General features: G+C 43.1%; 15 protein-coding genes and 1 pseudogene. 8 read left to right on the top strand and 8 right to left on the bottom strand.

Annotated features, from left to right (window positions below):
• Nucleotides 1-64: 64 nt before the first annotated feature.
• The gene (pdxR, locus tag PPA03S_RS19055; protein WP_062325199.1) at nt 65-1,543 is read right to left on the bottom strand and encodes a MocR-like pyridoxine biosynthesis transcription factor PdxR; all 1,479 of its coding nucleotides are present in this window, start codon (nt 1,541-1,543) and stop codon (nt 65-67) included.
• Between the two features lie 160 nt (nt 1,544-1,703).
• Here pdxR and pdxS point away from each other — a divergent pair, with 160 nt between their 5' ends.
• The 6 genes and pseudogenes from pdxS to PPA03S_RS32970 all read left to right on the top strand — a co-directional run bounded on the left by pdxS (nt 1,704) and on the right by PPA03S_RS32970 (nt 7,475).
• Nucleotides 1,704-2,585: a pyridoxal 5'-phosphate synthase lyase subunit PdxS gene (pdxS, locus tag PPA03S_RS19050; RefSeq protein ID WP_062325198.1), complete on the top strand. Its 882-nt coding sequence runs from the start codon at nt 1,704-1,706 to the stop codon at nt 2,583-2,585.
• Between the two features lie 50 nt (nt 2,586-2,635).
• Nucleotides 2,636-2,770 (top strand): annotated as a pseudogene (locus PPA03S_RS19045) (MFS transporter); the annotation flags it as partial.
• 162 nt (nt 2,771-2,932) lie between these two features.
• Nucleotides 2,933-3,673, top strand: coding sequence for a LytR/AlgR family response regulator transcription factor (locus tag PPA03S_RS19040; RefSeq protein ID WP_062325193.1), 741 nt, complete (start codon nt 2,933-2,935; stop codon nt 3,671-3,673).
• Between the two features lies 1 nt (nt 3,674).
• Nucleotides 3,675-4,973 carry an ATP-binding protein gene (locus tag PPA03S_RS19035; RefSeq protein WP_062325192.1) on the top strand — a complete coding sequence of 433 codons (1,299 nt, stop codon included), beginning with the start codon at nt 3,675-3,677 and terminating at the stop codon, nt 4,971-4,973.
• Between the two features lie 116 nt (nt 4,974-5,089).
• The gene (locus tag PPA03S_RS19030) at nt 5,090-7,141 is read left to right on the top strand and encodes a serine hydrolase domain-containing protein (protein WP_062325190.1); all 2,052 of its coding nucleotides are present in this window, start codon (nt 5,090-5,092) and stop codon (nt 7,139-7,141) included.
• Between the two features lie 202 nt (nt 7,142-7,343).
• Complete coding sequence (locus PPA03S_RS32970; RefSeq protein ID WP_157284262.1) at nt 7,344-7,475, top strand: sporulation protein YjcZ; 132 nt, start codon at nt 7,344-7,346, stop codon at nt 7,473-7,475.
• 43 nt (nt 7,476-7,518) lie between these two features.
• On the opposite strand, the gene PPA03S_RS19025 is transcribed toward PPA03S_RS32970, so the two are convergent.
• Genes PPA03S_RS19025 through PPA03S_RS19010 form a run of 4 tightly spaced genes read right to left on the bottom strand, consistent with a single transcriptional unit; the run spans nt 7,519 to nt 10,437 of the window.
• Nucleotides 7,519-8,625 carry a sensor histidine kinase gene (locus tag PPA03S_RS19025; protein ID WP_062325188.1) on the bottom strand — a complete coding sequence of 369 codons (1,107 nt, stop codon included), beginning with the start codon at nt 8,623-8,625 and terminating at the stop codon, nt 7,519-7,521.
• Nucleotides 8,618-9,298, bottom strand: a complete 681-nt coding sequence (locus tag PPA03S_RS19020) for a response regulator (RefSeq protein WP_062325186.1) — start codon at nt 9,296-9,298, stop codon at nt 8,618-8,620. The genes PPA03S_RS19025 and PPA03S_RS19020 overlap by 8 nt, the downstream gene beginning before the upstream one ends.
• 36 nt (nt 9,299-9,334) lie before the next feature.
• Complete coding sequence (locus tag PPA03S_RS19015) at nt 9,335-9,901, bottom strand: class I SAM-dependent methyltransferase (RefSeq protein ID WP_157284260.1); 567 nt, start codon at nt 9,899-9,901, stop codon at nt 9,335-9,337.
• 32 nt (nt 9,902-9,933) lie between these two features.
• On the bottom strand, nt 9,934-10,437 hold the full coding sequence (locus PPA03S_RS19010) for a DedA family protein (protein WP_062325184.1): 504 nt from the start codon (nt 10,435-10,437) through the stop codon (nt 9,934-9,936).
• Between the two features lie 294 nt (nt 10,438-10,731).
• Between PPA03S_RS19010 and PPA03S_RS19005 the strand changes: the two genes are divergently transcribed.
• Entirely contained in the window at nt 10,732-12,354 is a 1,623-nt protein-coding gene (locus PPA03S_RS19005) for a response regulator transcription factor (protein WP_062325182.1), read from the top strand.
• A 61-nt stretch (nt 12,355-12,415) separates the two neighbouring features.
• A complete protein-coding gene (locus PPA03S_RS19000) occupies nt 12,416-14,122 on the top strand; it encodes a cache domain-containing sensor histidine kinase (RefSeq protein WP_245683667.1) in 1,707 nt (568 codons plus the stop codon).
• A 70-nt stretch (nt 14,123-14,192) separates the two neighbouring features.
• Here PPA03S_RS19000 and PPA03S_RS18995 read toward each other — a convergent pair whose 3' ends face one another.
• From PPA03S_RS18995 to PPA03S_RS18985, 3 genes are all read right to left on the bottom strand, one after another.
• Nucleotides 14,193-15,083, bottom strand: coding sequence for a carbohydrate ABC transporter permease (locus PPA03S_RS18995; RefSeq protein ID WP_062325179.1), 891 nt, complete (start codon nt 15,081-15,083; stop codon nt 14,193-14,195).
• Between the two features lie 16 nt (nt 15,084-15,099).
• Complete coding sequence (locus PPA03S_RS18990; protein ID WP_062325177.1) at nt 15,100-15,990, bottom strand: ABC transporter permease; 891 nt, start codon at nt 15,988-15,990, stop codon at nt 15,100-15,102.
• Between the two features lie 174 nt (nt 15,991-16,164).
• Nucleotides 16,165-17,769 (bottom strand): type 2 periplasmic-binding domain-containing protein, encoded by a 1,605-nt coding sequence (locus tag PPA03S_RS18985; RefSeq protein ID WP_062325176.1) that lies wholly within the window; start codon nt 17,767-17,769, stop codon nt 16,165-16,167.
• Nucleotides 17,770-17,964 lie beyond the last annotated feature (195 nt).

Here is a 17,964-nt window from a genome sequence, read left to right as displayed (position 1 = left end):
ACAAAAGAGGGGATTTTTGGTGTTCCGTTTTGGAAGACGAGAGAGAAGGGAGAGACGAATTACCTCACAATGGAGCTGTAACGGCATTTTTTAATTTGGCTACGCCTTCCTGCAATTGAACATCTGACAAATGTGCAAATGATAAATAGATACCATACTTCATACCGTCAGACGTTGAACTGCTGACTTCGGAATATACTACGCCTTCTGACCTAGCCGATGCCCGAAAGATTTCATACGTGGACGCATCACCTCGCCACCAGCCAAACACGTGCAGACCCGCTTCATTCTCCACCCAATCAAACCATGCAGAGAGCTGCTGGTTCAAAAGTTTGAGTAACAAATGAAATTTACGACTGTATAGACGATTCATTCTACGCAGATGACGCTCATATTGGCCGCTTGTCATAAATGCAGCTAATGCCCGCTGCTCGATCAGATTAACGGGTCTTGGCTCGTATAATGCCTGTGCCTTTCTGAAGGTATCTGCCAAAGTAGGGGGAAGAACGACATAACCAAGCCGTACTTCTAAAGGCAAAGTTTTGGTGAAGCTGCCCAGATAGATTACGCGTCCCGCTTTATCCAATGTTTTTAGCGGTTCAACATGCATTCCGCGATATCGGAATTCACTGTCGTAATCGTCCTCCACAATCATAGCATCATGACGATGTGCCCAGTCCAGCAATGTTTGTCTGCGTTCAAGGCTAAGCATTTCGCCGGTAGGAAATTGTCGTGACGGCGTGACAAACAACATACGTGCTTCCCAGTTTTGGGGTACAACTCCCTGACCATCGAGATTGGCTTCAATCAACTTTGCACCCGCAGCCAAAATAGCTTGAGAAATCCCGACATAACAAGGACTTTCCGTCACGACATGATCCCCGGGATCTGCAAGTAATTGAGTGAGTAGAGCTATAGCTTGCATAGAGCCTGCAGTAACTGCAATATGATCCGCATCGACTTGAATCCCCCGCATCCGCCGAAGGTAAGCAGCAATAGCTTCTCTCAATTTTGGCTCCCCTGTTGAACTAACATAAGCAGAGGTTGTTTTCATGTGATGCTCCCGATGCCGGATCTCTGCATACAGTCGATTGTTCCATTCATCGTAAGGAAATTTGGATAAATCAGGCTGGTATTTGCTAAAGTCGATAACTGCGTCACTCTCTATTCTGGAATCATTTGTTTGTGCATGTCTTTGAGTCGTGTGCTGTTCAAACTGTTGAATACGATTCCCCCAGGCTGATAAGTGATGGGTACAAGCTTTCTCTGTGGAGGAATCATTGCTTAAATCCAACTGATAAGCAACAAAGGTTCCTCTTCCATGCTCTGAATGAATGTAACCTTGAGCGGTTAACGTATCATATACCTGATTTACTGTTCCTCGGGAAATGTGATACATCGCAGCTAACTCTCTTGTCGATGGTAACTTCTCGCCATACACCAGATTACCTTCATGAATCGCATCACGAATCGCATGGTAGAGAGCCTTCATCTTGGTATATTTTCGGTTCAAATATGAACTGTAAGCTACATGAAATTGCATATGCCCTCCAGAAGTTAGAAGTTATTTTGAAAGTGGTACAATAAAAACCGAAAATATTGGATCTTTTTAGTTGTCCAATATCATTTTATACTAAATCATAGTTTGGAACGATGCCTTTTTTTGAAAACCATCCACAAGTTAAATTAGGAGGAATACAATCATGCAAACAGGTACAGATCGTGTAAAAAGAGGAATGGCTGAGATGCAAAAAGGTGGCGTCATCATGGACGTCATGAATGCAGAGCAAGCTAAAATCGCTGAAGCGGCTGGGGCAACAGCTGTTATGGCTCTTGAACGGGTACCCTCCGATATTCGCGCAGCCGGCGGTGTAGCCCGCATGGCAGATCCAACCATCGTGGAAGAGGTTATGAAGGTTGTGTCTATTCCGGTTATGGCCAAGGCGCGTATCGGTCATTACATAGAAGCCAAAGTACTAGAATCCCTAGGTGTGGACTATCTTGATGAAAGTGAAGTTCTTACGCCTGCGGACGAAGTATTCCATATCGATAAACATGAATTCACTGTACCATTTGTATGTGGCGCCAAAGATTTGGGAGAGGCTCTTCGCCGTATTGGTGAAGGTGCATCGATGATTCGTACAAAAGGTGAGCCTGGAACGGGCAACATTGTTGAGGCAGTTCGTCATATGCGTCTGATTAACAGCCAGATCCGCAAAGTGAAAAACATGTCCAAGGACGAGTTATACGCTGAAGCAAAAAATCTGGGTGTAGCTTATGAACTATTGCGCGAAGTTCATGAAAACGGAAAACTTCCTGTCGTTAACTTTGCAGCAGGCGGTGTAGCTACTCCGGCTGACGCAGCACTAATGATGCATCTGGGAGCAGACGGTGTGTTTGTAGGATCAGGTATTTTCAAATCCGATAACCCTGAGAAATTTGCTCGTGCCATCGTTGAAGCTACAACACATTACACGGATTACAAACTGATTGCCGAAGTATCCAAAAACTTGGGCGCCCCTATGAAAGGCATTGAAATTTCTAAATTGGCTCCAGAAGAGCGCATGTCCAACCGCGGTTGGTAGGCGTAGGCTTTGTCGAACAAGCGAAGAATATGATAACGAGTGTCCATATGCGTGGCATCATCATTGCCGCAACGGTCATGATTCTTACTCAGATTGTCATGGTTGCCATTATGACGATGCCCCCTGTTCATATGACGCATCATGGATATGGAATAAGCGATGTAGGAATTGCCATCGGTATCCATCCATAACTATTAAACCGTTAATCTGAAAAGGTTAGCGGTTTTTGTGCATTTTAGGGTTTGAATCATGCGTTTCATCTCAATTTTGCCCTTAAACCTGTGATAAAATTGTATATTTGAGAGTGAAATTCAGCGTCGATGTCGATGAAAGGCGGATGTTCAAACATGTTCAATGTTGCAATCTGTGATGACGAGGAGAACCAAAGAGAGCTTGTAAAAACGATGCTTATCTCCTTATCTCTAAAAACGAATATTGATTTTCAAATTACATTATTTGCATCCGGAGAGCAGCTCGTCTCACATTATAAAAACGTTGGGGACACTTTTCATATCCTTATCATGGATGTGGAGATGAGCGGAATGAACGGAATCCAGACAGCTAAAGAAATCAGGAATATGAAGTATCTGGATGTGCAAATCATGTTTCTGACAAGCTACCCCGAGTATATGGTGGAGAGCTTTGATGTGGTTACTTTTCAATATATGATCAAACCAATCCTGCCGCATATCTTCGAGGAGAAAATGATTAAGCTGTGCCAATATTTTAAAGCGTTGGACAAAAAGTATGTACTGATTAAGTCAGACTATGAAGAATTGCTGCTGAAATACGATGATATTCTCTGGATTGAGGTCATCAAGAGTTTGACGGTCAAGAACAAATTAAAATTTGTGACTCAGGAAAACTCATATGAAAGCAAAGGCATCCTATCCGGTTATGCTGCCGCCTTGAAAGATCATGGTTTCTTGCAAATCCATCGCTCCATTATCATCAACCTGATGCATGTCCAGAAGTTCGCCGGGGCCCAGGTCGTCATGCTAAATGGTACCGAATTACCTATAGGCCGTTCCAAAGTCAAGGAAGTCAAGGATGCCTATACCAAATACATGATCATGAGGGTGCATTGATATGGATGCGTATATGATCTTATCCGTCCTCGCTGTTACCTTGCTTATGGCATTCCAGGTCAATTTCTATTTCGATTCTGTGCTTGGTAAGTCCAGGCACAAGCGGCATAGAGCAATCTATTTCGTCCTGTTTGTCGTACTGGGTTATTTCTATTTGGCATCTTCATTTCCACCTGTCGTTTCGTCCGTCGTTGCTTTGCTATTCATCTTCAGTCTGGCACAATCCTATGAGGTGGAGTTTAAAATTAAACTTATCTTCACCGTCCTGTATGCGGTCCTGATCACAACGGTGAATTTCATTGCCGTATATATTATAGGTGCTCTGGACTCCACGGATTACAGCACATGGGATCATTTCAATGGGGAAAATCATTGGTTGCTCTCCAAGGTGATGCTGCTTGGTTGCAGTATCATGTTCATAGTCATTCAGATTGTCCGCCTTATTGCCAAACGCAGGAGTTTCGCTGTGCATTATCGCTATTATTTCTTGTTTCTGATCGTACCCACCATTACGATATATCAGATCAATGTAGCCTCGATATATAGTGAGAAAAATATATATTATGTCGTTTCCGTGCTAGGCTCCCTTTTTCTCAATGTGTTCATTGTCTATGTATTCGATAATATGGTAGAAAAGGTTCAGCTCGCGCATGAAAATGCCCAGTTGCAGCTTCAGATGGACTACCAGGATGCCAACTATGAGAAGACGGTGCACAGTTTCAAAAACGTGAAAAGCATCATCCATGATATTAATCAGCAGTTCCTGTACATTGATGAATGTATCAAGCAAAACAAGCTTGATGCGGCAGGTGATCATATTAGACTTACGTTGAACAAGATCGAAGGAGCATACCAACGGGTAAACTCTGGCAATCTCGTTATCGACGCCCTTGTTACGAATACCATTGCTGTGGGGCAGGCAAACGGGATCAAAATCGACACCCGTATTGGGCTCCATTCACAACATATCCATATTGACCGTTATGATATGTGCGTTGTACTCGGAAATATGCTCGATAATGCCATCGAGGCTTCCAAGAAAGTCAAACATGCCGAAGACAGGTATATCCTAGTTGCGATTCACTCCACGGCTTCTGCACTCGTTATTCAGATTGTGAATCATGTGGAGCAAAAAGTGACTCACTTCAAGAGTGAGAAGCCCAATCCGGAGTATCATGGGATCGGCCTAACCAATATATCGAGAATGTGCGAAAAGTATGGTGGGCATATGAGTATTGAGAATCATCATCGAACATTCAATAACATGGTCGTGCTTCCGTTTGACATGAACAATCTCTGAACATACCGTTCGGGGATTGTTTTTTTCCATTCAGGGTTCGTCTTCGTTTTTAATGTTTCTTCCCGGATATGATGAATGCAATCATACGAACAGCATCATAAGGGAGGAAATTATTAATGAAGAAACTAATCAGTATGCTATGTACTGCGGTGCTTGTGGTCACTCCAATGACAAGCGTCCTCGCAGAGGCGGACAAGGGCTCAACGATTGAGGCTCAGGCCAACAGAATCGCCACAGAGATGGTACAGAATTATGGTGTCACAAGTCTGCAATATGCCATCATGGATGAAGGGAAGTTCATTTTGTCGGATAGTGTTGGACTCCACGATAAGGCATCTCAGATGTCAGTGGATAAAGAGAGCATGTTCGGAATAGGCTCCGTAAGCAAAATGTATGTCACGGCTGCCACCATGATGCTGGTCGATTCCGGTAAAGTAGATCTGGATCAGCCTCTTACGACGTATATTAAAGACTTTGAGATGGCGGATACCCGCTATACCCAGATCACCCCGCGCATGCTGATGAATCATTCTTCTGGACTCTACGGTACACATTATGGAAACAGCATGTTGTTTGACGATAATGATACCCGCAATCATGATGAATTATTGCTCAAACTTAAGTCTGAACAGCTTAAATCTAAGCCGGGAGCCTATTCCGTTTATTGCAATGACGGCTTCCAGTTGCTTGAAATATTGGTTGAACGGGTGAGTGGGCTAAGCTACAGCGAATATATCGCCAAGTTCATCAGCGATCCGTTACAGTTGGAAGCAACCAAGACACCACTAGATTCTTTTGATAGAAAACGATTATCTGAAATATATTGGCCTACGATTGAAACGAAACTGCCTGTCGAAAATGCCAATATCATCGGTACAGGTGGAATCTACTCGACTGCAGAAGAATTAAGCCAATTTGCAGAAGTATTGATGGGGAACAGGCCGGATATTCTGTCCGAATCCTCGGCAGAGTCCATGCAAAATCATGAATACCGTCAAGGAATATGGGTATCCGAAGAAAGAAATGTCTTCAATTACGGTCTGGGATGGGATGCCGTTGACCTTGCACCGTTTAGCGATTATGGTATTACAGCGCTTGCCAAAGGTGGAGACACCATGTTGTATCATGCATCATTGATCACTATACCTGAACATGATATTTCAATGGCCGTTCTTTCTTCTGGCGGGTCATCTATCTATAACCAGATGTTTGCCAGTAAAGTTCTGCTCGAGGTTCTTGAGGATCAAGGGATTATTAAGGAGATACAGCCCGATCAGACATTCTCTACACCCGTCAAAGTAAGGATGCCGGCAGAGTTGAATTCGTATTCGGGTCTCTACGGTACGGTAGGCACAACGCTGGATATTGACATTAAAAATGGCGACATCAAACTGCCTGCGTTGCAGGGAGGACTTATCCCGGAGCAGAACTATGTGTACACAGGTGAAGGACAATTTACGAGTCCCGATGGAAGTGTGAAGGTCAGTTTCGAGAAAGAACGTAACGAGAAGGTGTATGTTAAAATTCAGGCGACTATAACGTTACCGGGATTAGGCCAAACGGTGATGAACACCTATGATTATGAGAAACTGAAACCTAACGAGCTGGACACAGCAACGAAAGAGAAATGGGCGGCTCGCAACGGCTCGAAATATTACGCGCTGGATGAAAAAATAACGTCGATCTTCTATCTGCTTCCATCGATGTTGATCAAGAACCTGTCCGTAGATGCGGAGAATGGTTACGCGAACGGCACGCGAGTGGTTGATCCGGACAATGCAGAGAATATTGTTGAGATTCCAGTTATGAATGGAAGAGACGCATTTGACTTGCAACTCTATACAAAGAATGGCGCTGAAGTTTTGATTCAGAGTGGGCAGGAGTACATCGCTGAGGATGCCATTACTCCAATCTTTGGCGGAAAAACAGGAGTTACCACCATTCCGTCAAACGGGCAAGCCCGGTGGTATGCTATCGACTCCCGCTCGGCGAACAAATTGTTAACAGTTGATTCTCCAGAGAGTGGAGGGTATGCCGTATATAACGATAAAGGTGAAGTAGTTCACTTTTCCGTAGCGACCAATCAACAATCGACGCAGCTTCCAGAAGGTGGTTTTATCGTTTTTGGTGGTGAAGCCGGAGATATCTTCAAAATCCACCTAAAGTAAATTGCTGCTTAACTATTTAAAAAACAACTAGCGGCTATAAAAGTGAAGCTTACGTATTCGAATCGCGGATCGATCTCGGATTTGGCCATACTCAAACCGTACTTATGGGCTTCATCCATGACTGCCCCTTTTTGTTCACAGCCTTGTCAAAATCAACAAAGCTGAATAATCTAACGCATACCACAAAAGAGGGGGAAGACGCATGAGTGAAGTAGGATATGGAAATGGAAATGTAGGAGGACTTGGTGGAGGATACGGCGGTTTCACATCCATCGGTGCAATTCTGGTTCTCTTTATTTTGTTGGTCATCATCTCCAAAGCTTTCTTAGTTTAATATGTAGCTTGCCAATTCCGCCAGCTTTCGCTGGCGGTTTTTTTCATCCAAAATTCGCAGGAAAACGCAGCTGAAATATAAAGATGTCATGAATATGATGGAGAGTTAAAGTGCCTTGATGTAATTCCGCAATATTCTTTGCAATGGATAGCCCTAAGCCAGACCCTGATTGAATACCTTCACTGTTTCTTGAATAGTCAACTTTATAAAATCGGTCAAACAACCTTTCCTTCTGCTCATTCGTCAGTGGGGTTCCTTTATTTTCGACTTCAATAGTAATTTGATCATGATGTATCCTCATTCGAATATCGATCATTCCTGGCTTAACCGAATATTTTAGGGCATTCATCAAAAGATTATCGATAGCTCGCGCAATTTTATCACTGTCGATGTAGGCGATGATGGGGGCATCGCCGATATCTTTCTTCATGTGAATACCATTTTCCTGGGCCAGAGGTTGAAATTCGAATAACAATTGATCCAAAAGTTGATATAGATCAATCTTTTTTAGATTCAATTGGGTGTCAACTGAAGTGAGTCGGGTATACTCAAATAAATCATCCAGCAACTTTTTTAAATGCGTCGCTTTGTTATAGGTGTTCTCCACGAACCTTGTATATTCCGCTTTGTCTTGAAAGGAGTCTGTTCTTAGAAGCTCAATGTATCCGATAATGCTGGTGAGAGGTGTTCGCAAATCATGTGAAATGCCTGTGATCATATCCATTTTGGATTTCTCCAATTCACGTTCTTTAACAATCTGCTGTTGTAACTGTTCGGTCATGTGATTGATGTTGGACGCAACTCGTCCCAGTTCATCTTGCCGATCAACAGGTACCCGATAGTCCAGATTACCCTCAGATATGTATTGAAGTCCTTTCTCCAATGTCATCAGGTCTCTTACAATTTTTCGCGTGGACACCAAAAAAGTAAAGGTGAAGATCACGATAAAGGTGGGTGTCAGCACATAAGGAAAAATGTTGAGAAGCCAAGGCTGTTCTATCCGTTCACTGATTTTTGTAATACTCACAACCAGACCATTATTGATAATGACGGAACCAACTATTGAGATGATTAAACTGACTACCATTCGATTCAGAATATGGATCTGTATCCTTTTGTCGGGTTTGGTTTGTGGTAAAAGTTTAGTCAATTTTGTATCCAACTCCCCATACGGTTTTAATATAATGAGGATCTCTTGGATTCTCTTTAAGTTTCTCTCGCAAATTGCGAATATGAACCATTACGGTATTATCCGAATACCCGTAGGGTTCCTTCCATACAGCCTCATAAATCTTCTCAGAACTAAAAACCTGTCCCGGATGGCTGGCTAGCAAAGCGAGAATAGAAAATTCCAGAGGTGTTAACGGAATCTCAGCTTCCTTTAACTTTACAGAATGTTTACTCTTATCAATTATCAGGTCTTTAATAAGGATAAGTGAGTTGAAATCTGCGTTTCCCATTAGTGTTTGACGCCGGAGCTGAGCTTTTACACGAGCGAGTAATTCGAGCGGATTAAATGGCTTGATCATGTAATCATCCGCCCCGGTCGTCAGACCCGTAATTTTATCAATGTCTTCTTCCTTGGCGGATAGCATGATAATGGGAGTGGTCGATATTTCTCTTATTTTAAAACAGGCTTTAATTCCGTCCAATTTGGGCATCATCACATCCAGAATCACAAGATGAACCGATGTGGTTTTGATAATATTCAGTGCTTCTTCTCCATCGGCCGCTTCAATGACATGATATCCTTCATTACGTAAATAGACATGAATGACATCCCTAATTTCGGGATCATCATCGACAACGAGTACGGTATTCATTAATGACGCTCCTTTATTGATGTTATAAAAGACTGTTTAAATTGTTTCCTTCTTGCGACAGACATAAACAAACGCAGGTGGGAGATTCAAAGGCTCGAATTCTATTTTTTCAATAATAAAGTGTTTGGAAAGTTTCTTTTTCATTTGAAGTGAATATTGAAATGCAATGAATAAACCTCCGGGTTTGAGTGCCTTATGGATTTGGTTGATTAAGTGATTTCTCAATTCAGGCTCAAAATTAAAAAAAGGCAACCCGCTGAAAATACAATCCAATTGCTGAATACCCTCTTGCTTCATAGAAGCTACTAAGTGAGTCGCATTCGGATAACAGGAGAAGTTTGGGTATGCTGCCTGCAGATTAGTTCGCATGGTCTCATCCATCTCAAACAATAACACTTTAGTTGTATCATATGCCTGGTTAAGAATAAAGCGGGTGATAGCCGCTGTACCTGATCCGAGCTCTGCTACTGCTTTTACCTCTAACCATGGCACCTGATCAGTCATTTTCTTCGCCAGAAATCGAGAACTGGGAATGACACTACCTACATTTTTGGGACTGTGAAGAAAGCCTTTTAGAAATATAATGGTTTCATTGAAATTCAATTGATTTTCCTCCAGTATGTTAGCAAACGAATTTAGAATTGAAATGAATGAAGTGCAGATAGAATGGAGTTGCCAAAGTAGGTGCCCGCTATAAAGTACGTGATGGTCCAAAACAAAGCACTGGAATAAGAAATTAGAGCAAATTTTCTGAAGTGTACACCGCTTAGCCCGATGACCAAAGGGAGAGCATATCGTACGATTGGAATGAACAAAGCTATACACATCGCCCAATTGCCACGAGTATTCAGAATCAGTTCGGCCTTGATGAAATGTTTATTATGTTGAAGTCTGTGTTGTATCTTTGGCCCAAACAACTTCCCTGCAAAATAAGCAACGGTCATAGCCGTCAATAGACCTGATAAAATACAGAAGTATGTGATCCAGGAATGGATAACACCCATGTGGCTCAATATGGCACCGCTGATTATCGTAATTTCATTCGGAATGGGTATTCCAAATGGCCCCAAGGAGAAGGCAAAATAAAAAATCAGATAACCATGCTGATGAAGTAGCTCCAAGATCGTATTACTGACCATTTCTTCACCTCCTTATGTCGATGTAGAAATCATAATGAAAAAAACGAAGGAAATAAGGAGGATATTTCTAAAGAAAATCTAAAGATTACATCGTGAAGACCAAGGATTACACTCAACTCAAAGAGACTTGCCAACAAGTGGACAAGTCTCTTTGAGTTTGTTTAATATAATGATGCTGATGAACTGAATTTCCGTTTCTGCAATTACATGTTTCTGTCCAGCATTGGTGGATAAGAATGTCATTAAAAGGTATATTGGCGAAAAGGATATAACTAAAGAACATTGGAGGAACTCATGTACAAACTGATGATCGTAGATGATGAATTACTCATGCGGGTTGGAATTCGTTCCATGCTGAGTTGGGAAGAGTACAATTTCCAAGTCGTTGGTGAAGCAGGAAACGGAAAAGAGGCGTTGGATCTTGCGCTTGAAGTGGATCCCGATCTAATCATTACGGATATCAAAATGCCGATCATGGATGGGTTACAGCTTATACAAGAAGCTTCGAGTGTATTGAAATCCTGTAAGTATGTCATTCTTAGTAATTTTGACGAATTTCATTATGTGAAAGAGGCATTAAAATTGGGTGCCGCAGACTACTTGATTAAAAGCGAGATTACGGAAACCTCCCTGATCGATCTCCTGGCCGCCATGGAACAGAAATTGCAGAGCGAACAGGTTAACCCGACAAATATCCCTTCTATGGCATACGATTATTCAAAGAGTATGAGACATCTGAAGGATAGCTTCTTTCAAGATGTTGTAAGCGGATTCATAAATGAAAAGGAGATTGTTACCAAAGCTGAAGAATTGCATTTACGCATCAGATCGGATCAGATGGTCGTCATCAAATTCATCGTGAACTATTACGAGGATGCTAAGAGGAAATATGTGGAGAAGGGAGAGAAACTACTCCGATTCTCCATTCTTAATATTATGGAAGAGATTATTCCGTCCAAATGGGAGAAGGAGATTTTTGTTGAAAGTTCGTCTGAATATTGGATTATGATCAACGTCTGTCCTGAGAATGGATCAGTACACACCGATATAAACAAACGATGTACTAAGCTTCTATCTTCCATAAAGGACTTTATGAATTTATCGCTTACAGCGGGTGTAAGTACAATCGTTTTCGGTTTCCATTGCATTAGAAAGGCGTGCCAGGAAGCGGAATTCGCCTTAAGGCAGGGTTTCTTCACAGGCAGCAACCAGTTGCTGTATTACGAGGACGTGATTCGAGCTCCAGTTCGCAAAGAAGTGAATGGAATGCTGAGCTCCCAGCAAGAACGAGACTTTCTAAAATTGTGGGTAAGTAAAGACTACAAAAAGGCAGAGGATTTCCTTGCAGGAATACGATGTAGTCTGGAGACGCTGCAAGCGGATGAGAGCAGTATCCGTAAGCAGTATATTATGGTAATGGAAATCATTCACTCCCATTTATCGCGGGCTGCAGAGAGAGGCAAGCCTTCTTTTACGGAGAGATCCCCTTATGAAATCGTTCTGAAGGGAGAGTATTGGGAGGATATTCACCAGGATATGCTGGCTCATATTGTGTATTACTTTAAAGCCGATTCCGAGATCATGCAGGAACGTAACTACACAGATCTTGCCATTGAGTTGATCGACAAGTATTATGCCGAGGATATTTCATTGCAAAGTATAGCTAACCAAATTAATGTCAATCCATCGTATCTCAGCCGATTGTTCAAGCAGGAGAAGGGAGAGAACTTTATCTCATACTTGACCCGAGTTCGGATCGAACATGCGAAGGCTTATCTGTTCAGCAGGAAATGGAAGGTCTATGAAATTGCAGAGAAAGTAGGTTACCACAATTACACGTATTTCAGTAAGATTTTTAAGAAATCTGTAGGGTATACTCCCGAGGAATATCGGGAACTGCAGCAGGGGTCGATGTAATCCGTGAATAGAGGTGCATCTTATGAGGCGTTTCCAACTCTTTCGAATCCAGTACAAAATCATGATCATTTGTATAACAGTCATTATCCTTCCGGTATTGGTGATGACAATCAATTCGTATTACTCCTCTGAGCGGTTGTTGGCACAGAATTACACGAAGCTGCTAGGCGATCTGGCCAAACAGACCAATATTCGCATTGATGAGTTTCTAAAAGAGATTGAGAAAATCTCGCTGCTGGCCAGTAACGGGCTAAGCAACAATCTGTCTGCAACTCATGAAGGAAGCTTTCCCATCCAGGATTTCCTGCGAGATGGGGATGAGCAGCATGAGATTGCAGCCTACAACATTTTGATGAACTATATCATGATGAAGGATCGCGTATTTTCCATCTACCTTTACAATTTGAACGGGGGAAAAGATCTGTTCGTCAGTCCTCACCAACCCATTGACCCTAACTTCAAAGTGGCCAACGAGTTGTGGTTTAAAAAATTCATGCATGATCAAGATCGAACCATTACGTTGACAACCCGGATGGATGAGCAATTGGAGAATAAAATTCTGGCCGTCTCGCACGCTCGCAAAATTCATGATGTCGCTAGCGGGAAACTGCTTGGGGTGATCGTTGTCAGCATTGATATCAAATTCATCGAAATCGTTAATCGTAACTTACAGGAAGGGCTGCGCTCCAGGTTCATGATCATCGATGAGAATGACAAGATTGTATATAACGTGAATGAGCGGTTGATTGGAACACTATTCCGGGACAACGTTCGCCCATCCGAAACTATGAATGTCGTGGTGACCAGTCCCCTAAGTCAGCAAAAGTGGACAACATACTTATATATGCCTTTGGATGAGCTGACTGCTGATGGCAAAATATTGGGCCGCAATCTGGTGACGCTGGCCATGGTCATGTTTCTTTTTGCTGCCATCATATCCATCTTTCTATCCCATGTCATTACAACCCCCATTAAGAAACTGCTGCGTAACATCGCCTTGGTCGAGAAGGGGCAGTTTGAACAAGTCGAACATATACGCTCGCGAGACGAGATTGGACATTTATCCATTCGATTTAACAAGATGTCGCATGAATTGAAGCGTATGGTCGAGCGGATGCAGCAGGAAGAAATAGAGAAAGCCAAAGCCGAGATGCGTGCGCTCCATGACCAAATCAAACCTCATTTCCTGTATAACACCCTTGGGTCGGTGAAATGGATTGCATCCATGCAGCAAGCTGACAAAATCGTGGAAATGACAGATGCACTCATCTCCATGCTCCGCTATGCGACCAGATCCGATGGAACCCTCGTAACGATCCGTGAGGAGATCGAAAATATAGCCAATTACGTGACCATTCAGAACGTCAGGTACTATGATTGTATTCAGATGAGATATGAAATTGAGGAAAAACTGATGGATTACCATATGCCCAAAATGATCCTGCAGCCCATCGTGGAAAATGCCATTTTTCATGGTCTGGCCGAACTCGAAGATGACGGGGTCATTACCATTCGCATTCAACCAAAAGGCTGTGACATTATGATTGAAGTCGCTGATAATGGAGTCGGTATGGATTATGATACGATTCAGAACGTTATGGAGAAAAAACGCGAAGCAAGTTCCGGAACTACGGGAATCGGCCTGCATAATGTGCAGAGACGTATTCAACTTCATTTTGGCAAGTCCTATGGCATACAGGTATCAAGTCAAATTGGAGCAGGTACGATTTTTACCATTCTGCTGCCTGCCATATTAGAAAATAAGTAGATTATTCTTGAGGTAAACAGAGGCTGAATACACAACAAAGGCTTGCAGTCAGTTCTGCAAGCCTTTGGCTTTACCCTTTAACGCTGCCGAGCACCAAACCCTTGGTGAAGTACTTCTGGAGGAACGGATACACAAGCAAAATTGGAATGGCACCCAAGAACATTTGAGCGGCCCGTCCAGTTCTGGCATTCATCATGGATAGCAGTTGCGTATAATCGGAGCCGGATTTCAGCATGATTTGCTCAAAGCTCTGCAAAAGAGTTTGCAGGTAGCTTTGTAATGGGTAATTCGCTGGATTGTTCATATAGATAATGCCATCGAACCACGAATTCCAATGGGCGACGATACTAAATAAGCCGACAGTAGCGAGAGCGGGCTTGAGGAGCGGAAGTAAAATTCGAAGTAATACCTGTACCGGCCCGGCACCGTCGATGATGGCTGATTCTTCAATTTCCTCAGGCAACCCCCTAATGAAATTCATCAGAATAATCATACTGAATACGGGGAGAGCTCCGGGCAGGATCAGAGACCAAATCGAATCAATCAGTCCCATTTTGACAACCACCAGATAGGTTGGGATTAATCCTCCACTAAATAACATGGTGACAATGAAAAACCCCATATAGATATTGCGCCCCATCAATTTTTGTTTCGATTTGGAAAGTGGATAGGCGGTCAGCACGATCAAAACAAGATTGACAAACGTTCCGAGAACGGTACGTTGGATGGCAACCCACAGAGAGGAAAAAAATGACCCTCCAGTTAATGCAAATTCATAGGCTTTTGTCGTGAATTCGATAGGCCAGAACGTAACACTGCCAGCAGATACAGCCGCACTGCTACTGAATGAAACGGCCAAGAGATTGATAAACGGCAGGATGCAAAGTAGGGAGATCAGGAGCAATATCGTGTAATTCATGATATGAAACACACGCCTACCTATACTTTTATCATGGATCATATGGATATTCCCTCCTTTAGAAGATTCGATAGCCCGCTACCCTGTAGGCCAGAATATACGATACGGCGACCAGCACACTGGAAATGATGGATTTGAATAATCCAACAGCGGTTCCAATCGAATACTGTGCCTGCTGAATTCCCAGACGGTATACATAGGTGTCAATAATATCACCGGTCTGATACACGACAGGGGAGTACAGGTTATAAATTTGGTCAAAACCTGCGTTCAGGACGTTACCCAGTGACAACACCGTCATTAAGACAATCGTCGGCATAAGCAGGGGCAAAGTAATGTAGATGGTCTGTTTCCACCGTTTGGCTCCATCGATCACCGCGGCCTCGTAGAGACCCGGATCGATGCTGGTTAGGGCTGCTAAGTAAACAACCGTACCAAAGCCGAACCCCTTCCAGATATCACTTACGATCATCGTCCATGGGAATATGGATGGTGTGCCAAGAAAAGAGATCGGCGCAATCCCGAATACGCCCAGAAATGTGTTGATGATGCCATCGGAGCTAAGTATATCCAGCATGATACCGGCCATAATGACCCAAGAGAGAAAATTCGGAATATATACCAGAGTTTGAAATGTGCGCTTGACTCCGCTAATCAGCACTTCATTAAGCAATAATGCGAAAATAACGGGCACGATAATGCCGCCGATGATCTTGAAGACAGACATGTACAGGGTGTTCCAGATGGTTCTTACGAAGTTCGGCTGATTAAATACATGCGTAAAATTATCCCAACCTACCCATGGCGAGTTGAAGCCGAGCCCCGGATTGTATTTTTGGAATGCAATAATAAGACCGTAAAAAGGGATATAACTGAAGATGAAGACTAAGACCAGGCTTGGGATCAACATTAGATGATAGGGACTCTGCTGCTTCCATTTTCTCAGCATTCATATTCCTCCATTCTGATCGACGCACGATCGATGATGAACCATTCGTGGTTTAGCGGTTGCTTTTCTTGCGATGATCGAATCCTTCAGCTCCGCTGAAAACGTATAAATTCTATGATCTTCAAAAAGGGGCGAGAGCCTTCTCGTCCCCCTCCTGGCAATGGCATGGCATTATTATTTCCCGTATGCTTCATTGACTGCCTGTGTTGCGTCATCGCCCCCGGCTGCTCGCCAATTCTGGACGACAACATCGAAATAATCGATACTTTCGCTACCCATAATGATCTTGGTGAAGCCTTCTGTCAGGATATCATCCAACGTTGTGCCGTAGCTCGACAGGATCTCTGGTGTAACCCCCCATAGAGCCGTCTTCATATAGTTCTCACTGTCGAGCACTTTTTTGGCGAGACCATATGCATTTTTGGGAGCCCCTTGTTGCAAATAATCACCGACTGCTCCTGGTGTTGCATTCTTCATGAACTCAACACTATTGTTATATTTTTGCCACATTCCCGAAGTGGTGAGTCCACTGGTATCCTTGGATTGAAGGGCTGTGGACACAGCCTCAAACTGCTCGTAATCGGAGTTCGGATTAAGTACACGGAACGCTCCGACAACATGAGCAATATCGTTGTCCAGCAAGGCAGACAGTGTTTCAGCGGATTCCTTGCCATTGCCTTCATCCACGATATAAGCGTAGTCATTCAAAATCTTGATTACTTCTTGAGGGTTCTTGAATCCCTTTTTCATGACAATGTAGTTGTTGTTGGCGAAGAAGATGGATTGTTTCGCTTCCTTTCCATCGACGTCAGGGATGATATACGGATAAAAGATCGCGTCCTTACCCAGATTGGATACCGTATCGACACCCGGATTATAACCCCACCACTGGTAATAAGGCTGCATGCCTACTTTGCCGGCTACGATATCAGCGTTCATCGCATTAAAGTCCTTGATGGCAAACTCCGGATCAATGATGCCTCGCTTGTACCATTCCGCCCACTCAGCCAGCGCATTCTTCATCTCAGGCTGGACAGAGCCGTACACCAGTTTTCCACTGTTATCCTCCATCCACATATCCGGATGTGCATTCCATGCAATGGCGAGCAGGTTCAGGTAATCCAACGATTGATCTACAGCAATACCATAACCGCCGTGCTTTTCCATAAATTTCAATGCAATGTTCTTGATGTCCTCCACAGATTTCGGATCCTGGAGATCCAGTTCTTCTTTCCAATCGTTCCGAATCCAGATGAAGTCTGGTTGGTCAATTAATCCCCAGTGCATCTGCGGTATACCATACAGCTTACCGTCTTTCTTTCCAGACTCGTAACTGTCCGCATCTGCTTCCATGTAGCCTTTGAGACGCTCTGAAGCGTTTTGCTCAAAGACATCGGTAAGGTCCATCACCATATCCGCTTCGACCAACTGCCTCAATTGTGAAGGATTGACCCTGAACACATCGGGAAGATCGCTGGATGCTATAGCCAAATTCAGTTTGGTATCGTACTCATCACTGACCCAATCTGTTTTGACATCGATATTAAACTTCTCCTTGTATCGCTTAATCCACACATTGTTTGTGATATCATCGCCCTTTGGATATTTCGCAGAAGAGTATTCAGACGTTACCGTGTGAATGGTTGTTGTTCCACCCTCGTTGGCATCCGAATCTGTATTGGTCGAACTTTGCTCGTTACTACTTCCATTTGCACAGGCTGCGAGTAATAAGGTCGACATACATAAAGACAACATCAAGGTTTTCGTTTTCTTTTTCATATTGCTCCCCCTTTTTCGCGATAGTTAATGGTGACTTGCTTAAAATATTGTAAACGAGAAAGGGAACAGGTGATATAAAGGTTATTGACGAGCAGCAGTAAGTTTTTTTACTTTCGAATCACTGGGGCAGAGATGAAAAAAGAGGATCATGCACTTATTTTACTTCGAACCCATTCTTTTTTTACTTGCAGTTCA

Origin of the sequence: Paenibacillus pabuli NBRC 13638, assembly GCF_001514495.1 — a bacterium.
GTDB lineage: Bacteria > Bacillota > Bacilli > Paenibacillales > Paenibacillaceae > Paenibacillus > Paenibacillus pabuli.
Note: the sequence above shows the minus strand (reverse complement) of the source record. Positions and strands in the feature narration are given on the sequence as shown.